General features: G+C 56.9%; 11 protein-coding genes. 5 read left to right on the top strand and 6 right to left on the bottom strand.

The genetic code is table 11. From position 1 onward, the window contains the following. The 5 genes from AAAC48_RS12985 to AAAC48_RS12965 all read right to left on the bottom strand — a co-directional run. A partial coding sequence (locus AAAC48_RS12985) for an ABC transporter substrate-binding protein (RefSeq protein WP_340654564.1) occupies window positions 1-898 on the bottom strand: 898 nt, incomplete at its 3' end. A gap of 67 nt (window positions 899-965) precedes the next feature. Further along, complete coding sequence (locus AAAC48_RS12980; RefSeq protein WP_340654563.1) at window positions 966-1406, bottom strand: VOC family protein; 441 nt, start codon at window positions 1404-1406, stop codon at window positions 966-968. Between the two features lie 4 nt (window positions 1407-1410). Continuing rightward, a complete protein-coding gene (locus AAAC48_RS12975; RefSeq protein WP_340654562.1) occupies window positions 1411-2166 on the bottom strand; it encodes a FadR/GntR family transcriptional regulator in 756 nt (251 codons plus the stop codon). A gap of 134 nt (window positions 2167-2300) precedes the next feature. Continuing rightward, entirely contained in the window at window positions 2301-4193 is a 1893-nt protein-coding gene (locus AAAC48_RS12970) for a TIM barrel protein (protein ID WP_340654561.1), read from the bottom strand. After that, window positions 4190-5035 carry a 3-keto-5-aminohexanoate cleavage protein gene (locus tag AAAC48_RS12965; RefSeq protein WP_340654560.1) on the bottom strand — a complete coding sequence of 282 codons (846 nt, stop codon included), beginning with the start codon at window positions 5033-5035 and terminating at the stop codon, window positions 4190-4192. The genes AAAC48_RS12970 and AAAC48_RS12965 overlap by 4 nt, the downstream gene beginning before the upstream one ends. 228 nt (window positions 5036-5263) lie before the next feature. Here AAAC48_RS12965 and aroQ point away from each other — a divergent pair, with 228 nt between their 5' ends. Genes aroQ through AAAC48_RS12950 form a run of 3 tightly spaced genes read left to right on the top strand, consistent with a single transcriptional unit; the run spans window position 5264 to window position 7977 of the window. Then, window positions 5264-5716, top strand: coding sequence for a type II 3-dehydroquinate dehydratase (gene aroQ, locus AAAC48_RS12960; protein WP_340654570.1), 453 nt, complete (start codon window positions 5264-5266; stop codon window positions 5714-5716). Further along, window positions 5713-6618: a shikimate dehydrogenase gene (locus AAAC48_RS12955; RefSeq protein WP_340654559.1), complete on the top strand. Its 906-nt coding sequence runs from the start codon at window positions 5713-5715 to the stop codon at window positions 6616-6618. Before aroQ ends, AAAC48_RS12955 begins: the two co-directional genes overlap by 4 nt. Window positions 6619-6660: 42 nt before the next feature. After that, the gene (locus tag AAAC48_RS12950; RefSeq protein WP_340654558.1) at window positions 6661-7977 is read left to right on the top strand and encodes an MFS transporter; all 1317 of its coding nucleotides are present in this window, start codon (window positions 6661-6663) and stop codon (window positions 7975-7977) included. Between the two features lie 35 nt (window positions 7978-8012). Here the strand turns inward: AAAC48_RS12950 and AAAC48_RS12945 are convergent, their stop codons facing one another. Beyond that, window positions 8013-8681 (bottom strand): TetR/AcrR family transcriptional regulator, encoded by a 669-nt coding sequence (locus AAAC48_RS12945; protein ID WP_340654557.1) that lies wholly within the window; start codon window positions 8679-8681, stop codon window positions 8013-8015. 105 nt (window positions 8682-8786) lie between these two features. Between AAAC48_RS12945 and AAAC48_RS12940 the strand changes: the two genes are divergently transcribed. Beyond that, a complete protein-coding gene (locus AAAC48_RS12940; protein WP_340654556.1) occupies window positions 8787-9311 on the top strand; it encodes a histidine phosphatase family protein in 525 nt (174 codons plus the stop codon). A gap of 284 nt (window positions 9312-9595) precedes the next feature. Next, window positions 9596-12019 (top strand): glycosyl hydrolase family 28-related protein, encoded by a 2424-nt coding sequence (locus AAAC48_RS12935; RefSeq protein ID WP_340654555.1) that lies wholly within the window; start codon window positions 9596-9598, stop codon window positions 12017-12019. The last annotated feature ends 52 nt before the right edge of the window (window positions 12020-12071 follow it).

The raw sequence follows: 12071 nt of genomic DNA, 5'->3' as shown, positions 1-12071 counted from the left end.
AAGTGCCCCAACCCTCTTTGGCGGTATTGGCATCGAAACTGAGTTTGAGCACCAGATCAATGGTCTTGAGTTCCCACGCCTTGTCGAGTTCGGGATGAGCGGAGACCAGTTTGCCAACAGCGTCCTGGGGATTGGCATGCGTCCACCGCCACCCCTCGCCGACAGCACCAATGAACCGGGCCAACGTATCGGGGTCGCTTTCGATGGCGCTGTCGGTTGCAAAATAGGCGTCCGCGTAGGACTGGAGCCCCATATCGCGAACCAGCAGGTCAATACGATCATCGCCCACCACGCTCAGCGCCTGCGTGTTGGTAATCCAGCCGCCGATGGCGTCAACATCGCCGCGCATAAGCGGCGTCTTGTCGAAGCCAACATTGACGATCGTCAGTTCATTGATGTCGATATTGTTCTTGGCCGCGATGGCATCGATAACAAAGCGAGCGGTGGGCTGTACGCCAATGCGCAGGCCCTTCAGGTCAGCAACCGAACGCAGTGGTTTTGAGGGTTTTGACGTAAACGCATATGGTCCTGTTCGATAACCGCAGGCAATGAGCTTGACCGGCACACCATTGGCCCTTGCGCTGAACAATTGCGGCGTTTCGGAAAACTGGCCAACGAGCGCGGAACCCGACACGACCGGCGGCACTGTCGATGCGTTGGGTCCGCCCGGACTGAACTCAACCTCGAGTCCGGCCTCCTTGAAGTATCCGTTTTCCAGGGCGATTACATCACCGATCTGGCCGTTCGAGATCAGCCAGTCATACTGGATCACCACCTTGCCTGCCGCCCGGGCATCGCTGGACATCACAAGGTGGATCCCAGGTGAAAAAGCGGCCAGCCCTGCCAATCCTGTTTGAAGGAAAGATCGGCGATTGAATTCGATATTGTTCCCACTCATTGTTTTTGCTCCTGTTTATCGTTCTAGGATGCTTTCGGGCCAGCCTTTCGATTTGGCCCTCGCTTGGTTATTTTGCATGCTCTTCGTGATAGTCGCCTGGCCCTCCTTTGAGCCAGGCATAGAGCTCCCAAAGCGTATCGTCCGGATCAGTGAAATAGGCGCAGCGTGCGTTCCAAACGTGGTTTGCGGGCTCGCCGTAGAAAGGGACGCCATTTGCTGTCAGTGACTTGTAGTATCCGTCTACTTCTTCGGGCGATCCGAGTTCCACGGCGATACAGACCTTGTGCGCGCCCCGCGGGCTAACGCGACTGGAGACCCCCGTATGGGCATTGATATGGCCGAGCTCCCACGCAGCCAGTATCACGCCACCATTGTGAAAATCCGCGAACCCTTCAGCGCGCCGGCGCATTTTGAAGCCGAGCTTGTTGACGTAAAAATCAACCGTCCGCTCAATGTCTTCGACCAGCAAACAGACGTCCTTGATTTTGACTTCTTGCCCAAAGTGCATGTTCTCAATTCCTGTTGGCAACCGACTGATGGGCTGCATCATGCTTGAGTGGCAGCGTTACCCCTACCCTTTGCGCCGCCCCGACAATATGAGCCCGCATTGCGATGCCTGCCTCTTCGGGATCGCCTTTGACCAATGCCTCGTAAATACGGACGTGTTCACCGACATTGATCTCGATCAGGTCCTGCAGAGGATTTGTCACCCTTGCATATTCAATTGAACGGCGGATCTGCTCGCACACGAAGGAAATGAAAGTGTGGATGTATTCGTTGCCGGTCGCCCGCGCAATTTCGCGATGAAAGGCAAGATCCGCATCGATACTGCCCTCTTCCCAGCGCTCCTCACCGCTCATACGATCGAGTGCTGCGCTGATTGCTTCCAGATGAGAGACGTCGCGCCGTGCAGCAGCAAGGGTCGCGGCCTCGACCTCGAGAATGCAGCGCAACTCGAAAAGGCGCTCCATATTGTTGACGTTCTTCAAGGCGTCGCCATCGATACGAATGGAAGCTCGCTGCTCCGGCCCTAGGACGAACGCACCGATACCTTGGCGTGCCTCGATCATGCCGTCGGCACGCAATTGGGCAATCGCCTCACGGATCACATTTCTGCTGACGCCGAATTTCTCGGTAAGCTGCTGTTCAGTTGGCAATCGGGTACCTGGCGACAACGCGCCAGAGGATATTTCTTTACCGAGTATGGCGGCAACACGGTGTGGCAGAGCGTGCACAGTGCCAATCGCGGGAGAGCGTCTTTTTACCATGGTTGCCAACCACTCATGAGGGAAGTTGCACTAACCTATACATATCATCCTACAACTGACAAGACCAAGTTTTCCCACAGGCAGTGCTTTACCGCGGCATCTATCCTCGGAGGCTGTTGTGAGAACCAGGTTTTCTAACGGGTTCTTGGCATGCCCTGCGGCCGGATGTAACGTTTTTGGGCAGCGATGCGGAAGATGGCATTGGGAGCGCCATAGCCCCTGTAGCCTTTGCGTTCGACGATCTCGAAGAAGAAACCTTCGCCATAGTTCGGGCTATAGAGCTGCAAATACTCGCCGCTCTCGTCGCGGTCATAGAGAATATTGGCTTCCTTGAGCCGGTCCGAAAGGTCGGGATCAAGGCCGAAGCGCGCTTCGATATCGTCGTAATAGTTGGGCGAAATCTGCAGCGGCACAAAGCCGTTGGCTTTCAGCGCCGCTGCGGTCTTGAAGATATCGTCGGTCCTGAAGGCCAAGTGCTGTACGCTCGATCCAAACTTCTCGGCAAGGAAGTGGCCAGCAAGCGTGCGGCGGTTTTCTGCACCGTTCATGGTGATGCGCAGCGTACCCGTTTCGTTTTCGACGACCTGACTGCGCACGATGCCGGCCGGATCGATGATATCCACCATCGGCGTCTTCCTCGCCTTGAGGATCGATGTGTAGAAGAGGAGCCAGGTCAGCATCTCATCGAAATTCATCGTCTGCGCGACGTGGTCGAACTGCAGCAGTCCGGCATCCTTTGTTGCAATGTCATCCTCGACGGGTTCGAACTCGATCGCCCAGATGTTCTTCAGCTCCGACTTGCCGTCGACAAAATAGAGAACCCCACCGCCAACGCCGCGGATGGCCGGCATCCCGATTTCAGATGGTCCGACACTCTGCCCGAACTGTTCTGCTCCAAGCGCCCGGGCACGTTCGAGCGTGGCGCCGGCATCCGCCACGTTGAGACCGAGCGCATAGGCCGACGTGCCGTGGACGGCATAGGACGAGTGGGCAAAACCTTCCCGTTCGGTGTTGATCACCAGATTGATGCTGCCCTGGCTGTAGCGGCCCACCTCTTTGGTCTTGTGCTTACCGGTCTTGCGGAAGCCCAATGTTCTTAAGAGCGATGCAAGTTCCTCCGCGTCCTCCTCATTGGCCGCAAACTCGACGAATTCAACGCCGTTGACCTCGACGGGTCCGGGCATGTCCGGAACGGTCATGGCGATGTCGGGCTCGCTGCGTTTCACCTGATCGCCGAGATAGATCAGCGAGCGGTGGCCATCGATGGCGATCGATCGGGTGGAACCGCCGCGGAACAGGTCGTTGAAGATTTCGAGCGACAGATAGCCGTCATAGCCGGTGGCTGCGACCGAGCGCATGAAGTCGAGAACCGGAAGATCCCCCTCGCCCGGCATGTTGCGGTAGTGGCGGCTCCAGTAGAGGAGATCCATGTCGATCAGCGGCGCATCCGCCAGCTGGATGATGAAGATTTTCTCCTTGGGGATCGAGCGGATGGAGTTCACGTCGATCTTGCGGGCAAGCGTGTGGAAGCTGTCGAGGATCAGGCCGATATTGGCGTGATCGGCGCGCCGGACGATCTCCCAGGCATCGCGGTGGTCATTGATGTGCCGGCCCCAGGCAAGCGCCTCGTAACCAACGCGCAAGCCGCGCTTGGCCGCGCGCTCTCCCAGTTCGCGGAAATCCGTGGCAGCGCGGTCCAAACCGCCAAGGGCAATCGGCGAGACATTGGAGCAGACGAGGACGAGGTCCGTACCCAGCTCCTGCATCACATCGAATTTGCGCTCCGCCCGATCGAATGTGCGGGACCGCTGCGGTTCGGGCATGCCTTCAAAATCCCGGAACGGCTGGAACAGCGTGATCTCAAGCCCGTGATCGCGGACCATCCGGCCCACATCGCGCGCGCTGCCGTCAAAGGCCAGAAAATCGTTCTCGAATATCTCCACGCCGTCAAAACCAGCTTGCGCAATGGCATCCAGCTTTTCCGGCAGCTCACCACTCAGCGAAACCGTCGCTATGGAGGTTTTCATGCTGCACCCCACTTTTTATTTGACAAGCTTAGGATGGCGCGTGCCTCATCACAGGTTGCAACACGGCGTCCATGGCGCATAATCATATCGACGGCAATCTCGACCAGTTCGGCGTTATTTCGAGCCAGGCGCTCCTTCGTGACGCGGATATTATCCTCAAGGCCGGTGCGCACCGCATCTGCCTTGCGCTGGAGAGCCCATTGCATCACCTGCGCCTGGAAACGGCCAATGCCAGCGGCAGTCCAGGTCGCTTTGGGCAATATCCGGCGTAGTTCTCCCAGCAGAAGATCAAGCAGATGTTCGTCAGCCGGCAGCGCATTTTCGACGCCCATCACGAACTGGACATGTGGATGATCGTCCATAAGTCCGGCTTCGACCAGCCGACGTGCTCCATGCAGATGGGACAGATCGAAGATTTCAATCTCCGGCCGGATACCGTTGTCGCACATTTTGCCTGCAAGGTCCCTGACGAGCACCGCGTGGTTTTCGTAGACGATGGTCGGGAAATTCACAGATCCCGTCGACAGCGAAGCCATGTCCGGCTTGAGGTAAAGCGAGGAACCGCGCTGGCCGGGATCACGGCCGCGCCCGCCCGTCGAAAACTGCACGATCATTCCAGGGCAATATTTGACGATGCCCGCCTGCACTGCCGCGAACCGTTCTGGATCCGAGGACGCGCTCTCGTCGTCATTGCGGACATGAATGTGCACGAGCGACGCTCCAGCCTCATAAGCCTCGTGCGTCGATTCAATCTGTTCTGATGGTGTGATCGGGACGGCTGGGTTGTCTTTCTTGCGAGGCACCGATCCGGTGATCGCGACTGCAATGACGACTGGGTTCATCCGGGCCTCTCCCTTGGCTATGTGGATACCATCGCAGAAGACCGTCTTATGGTCGCCAAGCGTGGCGATTTCGCGGCCCTATTGACATGAACGTACCAGTTCGTACATTATGCGTCAAGACCGCCGCTGAGAACCAAGGCCTCAGCCAAGGGCATATTCGGGAGGAGACATAAGAATGAATTGTGCTGGCACAGGGCATTATCAGCCATTGGCGGGTTTAGCCCTATGATGAGCGTCCACCAGATCCTTGTTCTCAATGGGCCCAATCTGAACCTGCTCGGAAAACGGCAACCAGAAATTTACGGTCATGAAACGCTTGATGATGTCGAGGAACAATGCCTGCGCGTGGCAGCCGACCTTGGACTGTCGGTGGATTTTCGCCAGAGCAATGCCGAGCACGAACTGATCGCCTGGCTGCATGAGGCGCGTGAAACTGTTAAAGGTATTGTCATTAATCCCGCAGGCTATTCACATACTTCCGTCGCGCTCATGGATGCGCTTGCAGCATGTTCGTGCCCGATCATCGAAGTGCATATCTCCAATATCCATAGGCGTGAACCATTCCGCCACCACAGCTATGTGTCGCATGTCGCGACCGGTGTGATCTGCGGCTGCGGCACGCAAGGTTACACGCTGGCGCTACGCCGCCTTGCCGTTCTCCTTGAAAAGGTCAATCCATGATCCATCAAACGAAGGTCCACCCGGGAAATTCCCGCTTTCTCCTTGGCCTTGTCGGTGCGGGAATCCAGGCATCGCGCACGCCGCCGATGCATGAGCGTGAGGGAGACGAACAAGGCTTGCGCCTCATGTACCAAAGCATCGATCTTGAGCATCTCGCGATAGGTCCTGAAGCCCTTCCGGAACTGCTGACTGCGGCAGAACGCATGGGCTTTGCCGGACTGAATGTCACCCATCCCTGCAAGCAGGCCATTATTCCCTATCTCGATGAGCTCTCACCCGATGCAGCCGCGCTCGGCGCAGTCAATACAGTCGTTCTGAGCAACGGTCGCCGCATTGGCCACAATACGGATTGGTGGGGCTTTTCGGAAAGTTTCAAGCGAGGCCTACCGGGTGCTGGTCTGTCGTCTGTCGTGCAACTCGGCGCCGGTGGTGCAGGCGCGGCAGTGGCCCATGCTCTGATGACGCTTGGCGTTCGCGAACTCATCCTTGCAGACCAAGACAGATCGCGGGCGCAAGACGTGGCTGCAGCACTCAACGATCGCTTCGAACGCTTCGGGGTCCACCGCGTGCGTATCTCAAACGATCTCAAAGCAGATATGGTCAAGGCCGACGGTCTGGTGCACTGCACCCCGACCGGTATGGACAAGTACCCGGGATTGCCACTGCCCGTCGATTTGCTCCGGCAGGAGCTCTGGGTGGCGGAGATCGTCTATTTTCCGCTTGAAACTGCGCTACTTCGCGAAGCACGCCGCATTGGTTGCCGCACACTCGATGGCGGCGGCATGGCGGTTTTCCAGGCTGTCGAAGCCTTTCGCCTATTTACCGGGGTGAAGCCCGACCATGAGCGCATGTTGCGCCATTTCATCCAACTCGGCTCAGGAGCGAAGGAGGCCGCAACCTGAGCCGGGTCAACCAGTTATAGCCTTGACGAGGAGGAGACGTCCATGCATCAACCAATAACAGGTGTGAAAGCACCCGGGAAAGCCGCGCTTGCGAGCTGGATCGGAAGTGCCGTCGAATATTATGATTTCTTTATTTATGGCACGGCCGCGGCCTTGATCTTTCCGAAGATTTTCTTTTCGGCAGCCGATCCGCAAGCCGCTGCTATCGCTTCGTTCGCGACCTTTGGCGTCGCCTATATTGCCAGACCATTTGGCGCCGTCATTCTTGGTCATATCGGTGACAAGTTCGGCCGCAAGAAGGTCTTGACCTTTACACTGCTCCTGATGGGTTTCTCGACCTTCATCATAGGCTGCCTGCCGACCTATGATCATGTCGGCATCCTCGCACCGATCCTTCTGGTGATCGCCCGTCTTTTGCAGGGCATTTCCGCGGCAGGTGAGCAGGCCGGCGCGAATTCAATGACGCTGGAGCACGCGCCGCCCAACCGGCGGGCATTCTTTACCAGCTTCACGCTCAGCGGCACGCAGGCCGGGCTCATTTTGGCAACGCTCGTCTTTATACCCATTGCGAAACTGCCGGAGGCAGACCTGTTGTCATGGGCCTGGCGTATTCCCTTCTTCCTTAGTCTTGCCGTCGTCATCGTCGGCTTCTGGGTGCGCCGCTCCTTGCCGGAAACGCCAGTGTTTATCGAAGAAGCCAAGAAGCACGAGACGGCCAAACTGCCATTGATCACTCTCTTCGGCAACAATTGGGCCGACGTTCTACGCATCATTTTCGCCGCACTGATCTCCGTCGTGAGCACGATTTTCAGCGTGTTCACGCTCTCTTACGCGGTCAACACGATGCAGATCGACCGATCGACCATGCTGACAGTACTTGTGCTTGCCAATCTGGTGGCGCTTGGTGCGATCCCTCTTTGGGCGTCGCTCGCGGATCGCATCGGGCGCAAACCCGTCTTCATATTTGGGGCGCTCGGCTGTGCCGTGCTGATCTGGCCATATATCTGGGCGATCAGCCAAGGCAATCTGCCACTGGTCTTCGTCCTTGGCATTCTGCTGTCCGGCATCGTCTACAGTGCCTCCAACGGTGTGTGGCCGGCGCTCTACGGTGAGATGTTCGATACACGCGTCCGGCTCTCAGGGATGGCGATCGGCACACAGATCGGCTTTGCGCTTGGCGGGTTCGCGCCGACCATCAGCGCAGCTCTGCTCGGCACAGGGCCGAATGGTTGGGTTCCGGTTGCGGCATTTACTTCGGTGACAGCAATCGTTGCCGCAATCTCCGCGATGACGGCCCTTGAAACCTATCGGACACCGATGCAGGACCTGGGCAAGAAGCCGGCGAGCGTCAGTGCCTGACCGAAAGAGGCTGGCGGGGACGAACTCCCCGCCAGCTACTTTTGCTGAAGCAGACCAATGACTGCGTCAGCGATCATCTGTTTGTGCTTCTGGCGTCGCCCAGGTTCCGACAGATCGACACGGTGTATCGCACCAAAGGTGTGGCGGTTGGCGACGCGGAAGAAGCAAAATGCACTGATCATCATGTGGACATCGACAGGCTCGAGGTCCGACCGAAACAGACCCGAAGCGCGGCCGCGCTCCAGAATCGCCTCGATGATCTGGATAATGCGCAAGTTGATTTCGCGGATGGACGACGCCTCAGCAAGATGCTTGCCCTGATTAATGTTTTCGATCGTGACGAGCCGTACGAAATCCGTATGGCTGTCGTCGTTCTCAAACGTCTGATCGATGACGCGTCGCAAGGCCTCGACCGGGTCGAGAAGATCGAGCTCCAGCGCAGATTCGATTGCCCGGATATCGGCGTAGGCCTTCTCAAGTACCGCGAGGTAAAGCCCATCCTTGCCGCCGAAATAATAATAGATCATGCGCTTTGACGTGCGCGTCCGTTCGGCAATAGCATCAACCCGCGCACCACTGAGGCCGTAGGCTGCAAATTCTTCTGTCGCAACCGCAAGTATATCGGCCTTGGTACGATCCGGATCGTTGGTGCGGCTACGCTCGCTCGCAGACGAGCGTTTTCTGAGAGACGTTGACGATGACATGTTTGATTCTATCCGCGCTACACTGGTTCGAACTACATAATGGACGAACCCGTACATTCAATGCAACAACGGTATGATGTGAGGTCGATTGAGGAGAATGTGCTGATGCACCGGCTAATGCTTCTTCGTCACGCCAAATCGGATTGGCCGGACGGTGTTGATGACCACGACCGCCCGCTTGCAAAACGCGGTCAACGCGCGAGCCCAACGATGGGCGCATACATGGCCAAAGAAGGACTCCTGCCCGACTGCGCAATCGTATCGACCGCGCGTCGTGCGAGAAAAACCTGGGAGCTGGTGCGCGCTGAGCTTGTGCACAATGTCATCCAGCAGGACGAGCCCCGCTTGTATGATGCCTCTCCAGCCACAATTCTTGAAATCGTCAGGCAAGCCTCACCCGATGCCCACGTGCTTTTGCTCATTGGGCACAATCCTGGCTTCCATGAGCTCGCACTCAAACTGGTTGGAAATGGCCGCCAATCCGATATATCGCGACTGCAACGAAAATTCCCGACAGCCGGGCTCGTCGTCATCGACTTCGACATCGAATATTGGAGGGATGTCTACGAGGGCCTCGGCGAGCTTGTGCGGTTCGAGACCCCAAAATCAATCGGTCATCGCACCACCTGACAACGAACCGTTTGTCATCAGGCGTTCAAATCATGCTATTGTGCACGCAATTTGGTCAAGGCTGGTCATGTCGGGGGGATACCATGCGAACAGAGCCAACGGCTCCGTGCTATGCGGCCGCACTGTCGCCCCGGCTCCCAGGCATTTCAACCCCACCAAGCGGAACTGTTCCCCTGCGCGGAGCTCAATGGAATGTCAGGCGCTTTCACTTTGGCCGAACCAATCTGCTTTTTTGCATTGGCCGGTATCTGATCGCAGCTTGGGTCGTTCTGACATGTTTTACCATGAGCGCGACTGCAGCTGTTAATCCGTGGTCCTTGGGAAACTCCCGCGAAGTATGGGGAAATATTTCTTCAGATCGTGGCACGTCACCGGAAAGGTCCTGGCAGGTGGCACAAGCTGGCGCGGAACCGGGCGATTTTGGCTTTCCTGTTCCCAGCCCTGAACCAGCACTACCCCACGGCACGGATGCCTTCGATCCGCCCGCCTACACCGTTAGCACCGCCGGTCCCGTCATTGCCGAGATTTCCAGAACGGCCGACCGCGACGAGGCGGTTTCAATGACCGGGGTGAAGTTGGATGGTTCATCTCGCTTCGATGTGTTTTCTCAAGCGCCATCTGCAAAAAGTGGATCAGTCGTTTCGATCGACGCATTGCGCGCCGATGAGACGGCCGCGACGATATTGTTACCGGCTTCACTTCCTCCCTGGTCGATGTACTTGATATGGCCGCAGCGCGACGCAGTGCGCAGCAAGGCCTTCGCCATCAATCGCACTGAGGCATGGTGGCTCGGCCCAGACAATGCAGCTGCCGGCATGATGGTTTCGGTTTACGGACGCAATCTTTCAAACGCCAACGGCAAATCAGCATCATTCATCTATGTCAAACCTGCGCATAATGTCGGGCGATATGTAACTGCGGCTGCGGTCAATCCCTTCAAGGTCGATTTCAAGATTCCCGATCTGGCAGCCGGCTCCTATGAAGTCTGGATCCATAATGGCCATGGGGGCCGTTTCGGTTGGAGCGGGCCTTTGGCTCTAAAAATATTGGGCCAATCTCCCTGGGCCAGTCAGGATCGGGAGGTTTTTAACGTGAAGAGTTTTGGTGCTGCAGGTAACGGCTCTGCGAACGACACCGCTGCGATCGAGGCGGCCTTGTCTGCGGCTGGCAATTCCGCCCCTTCTACCGTTTACTTTCCGTCTGGAACCTACCTTGTGGCATCCGCCCTCAAGGCACCTAGCAACGTTCGCTGGCTGGGCGATGGCATGGATTTCACGGAAATTCAACTCAGCAAAAGCATCGCTAGCAGCATGGTGGCTGACGCCAAACAGAACGCGCAATTTGAAAAGCTCACTCTAAACGCCAACGGCAAAACTGATTCTCGCCCCCTGCTGTGGGTGCCGTCAGCTTCAAATCTTCGGCTGCAGTCCATGCGGCTTAAAGCGTGGGGGGTGGCGGCGCTGGAAGCGCACGACGCCTCGGGACTTTATGTCGACTCGTCCGAACTGATTGAAAACGGTTCCTTTTATGGAAACAGCCGACAGATTTTCATGTCCAACAATCGGTTTCGCATGACGGGCTACGGCGAGTCCGTCGTTGCGCTCTGGGGCGGGCGTGACTTTTCCATGGTTGGAAACGACCTTGCCAATGCCGACGAAACCCGGGACGACGGGCACGGCATTGGTCGGTTCTTTGTCGGACAGGCGCACGCCGGCAATATGAAGAACCTGTATTGGGGCGATAATATATCCCATCAGGCAGCGCCCCATGACTGCAATAAGGTGGACTGCAACAAGGGCGAACAGATTTGCTTTGAGATCGTCGGCAGTGAGCTGAAGGATGGATTCAAAGAGGCCAGCGCGAATACCGTTTCCTTCAGTTCACTATCGCCTTCGTCGAAAGCCGGAGGAGAAGACTTGGTTATCGTCGCCGGAAGGGGCGCCGGACAGCGCCGTCACATCATCTCAGTAAGCAATAATACGGCGACTTTGGACGAGCCGTGGAGTGTCGTTCCCGATCGATCGAGCCGATTTGCACTGGCGGCGACCGCTTCACAGATTGCGATTTATGGCAATACGTTCCAGGGACGCTCAAGCTACCGCCAGCACGACTCTGACTCGACCGCCGTCTTGCTTTACGGCAACGTCTACGATGCGATTGTGGATAGCAACCATATCTCCCAGATGCGCCATGGAATGATGACTGTGGCATTGGCGTCGACGCGCGGATTAAGTCCCTATTTCCTGCAATATTCGAATAACACAATTGCCGACAGCAACAGTGGGCTCTACGTCGGTACAACCTTCACGGGCTCTGGAACTGCAGGTGTCTGGGGCGGTCTTGGCAACATCTACCGCAAGAACACATTCAACAACCTGGCGCATATCGGCGTGGAATACGAGACGTGGAATTACGACGGCGCTGATTACAACGGTACCGTGTTTGAGGCAAACAGATTTACTGACCTCCCCTACGGTTTCATCGATGCCTACCACCTGATGTGGACCTACGATGGACGCTTCCGCGCCCCGCCGCCCCGCAGTTCACGCAAATACAACACGGTCCTTTACGAGAATGTTTTCGAGCACGGATCCGCACCCCTGTCGGGAAGCGTCGGATTCTTGAGTTTGCAGCCGAAGAATACGTGGCTGAACATCGGCTCAACGTGGAACGGGTTTGCCTCTGGTAACACCGGTCCCTCGAATTAGGGGATTGGACTTTCGAAAAGCTGTTTCAATATCAGCAAAGCCGTGACGGTAA

Source organism: Phyllobacterium sp. (assembly GCF_037994405.1).
In the GTDB taxonomy this organism is placed as follows: Bacteria; Pseudomonadota; Alphaproteobacteria; order Rhizobiales; family Rhizobiaceae; genus Phyllobacterium.
Note: the sequence above shows the minus strand (reverse complement) of the source record. Positions and strands in the feature narration are given on the sequence as shown.

Coding starts and splice junctions, on each gene's coding strand:
- AAAC48_RS12970 (WP_340654561.1), bottom strand. CDS start 4,193: ATGAAAACCTCCATAGCGACGGTTTCGCTGAGTGGTGAGCTGCCGGAA.
- AAAC48_RS12955 (WP_340654559.1), top strand. CDS start 5,713: ATGATCCATCAAACGAAGGTCCACCCGGGAAATTCCCGCTTTCTCCTT.
- AAAC48_RS12975 (WP_340654562.1), bottom strand. CDS start 2,166: ATGGTAAAAAGACGCTCTCCCGCGATTGGCACTGTGCACGCTCTGCCA.
- AAAC48_RS12965 (WP_340654560.1), bottom strand. CDS start 5,035: ATGAACCCAGTCGTCATTGCAGTCGCGATCACCGGATCGGTGCCTCGC.
- AAAC48_RS12945 (WP_340654557.1), bottom strand. CDS start 8,681: ATGTCATCGTCAACGTCTCTCAGAAAACGCTCGTCTGCGAGCGAGCGT.
- aroQ (WP_340654570.1), top strand. CDS start 5,264: ATGAGCGTCCACCAGATCCTTGTTCTCAATGGGCCCAATCTGAACCTG.
- AAAC48_RS12940 (WP_340654556.1), top strand. CDS start 8,787: ATGCACCGGCTAATGCTTCTTCGTCACGCCAAATCGGATTGGCCGGAC.
- AAAC48_RS12980 (WP_340654563.1), bottom strand. CDS start 1,406: ATGCACTTTGGGCAAGAAGTCAAAATCAAGGACGTCTGTTTGCTGGTC.
- AAAC48_RS12950 (WP_340654558.1), top strand. CDS start 6,661: ATGCATCAACCAATAACAGGTGTGAAAGCACCCGGGAAAGCCGCGCTT.
- AAAC48_RS12935 (WP_340654555.1), top strand. CDS start 9,596: ATGAGCGCGACTGCAGCTGTTAATCCGTGGTCCTTGGGAAACTCCCGC.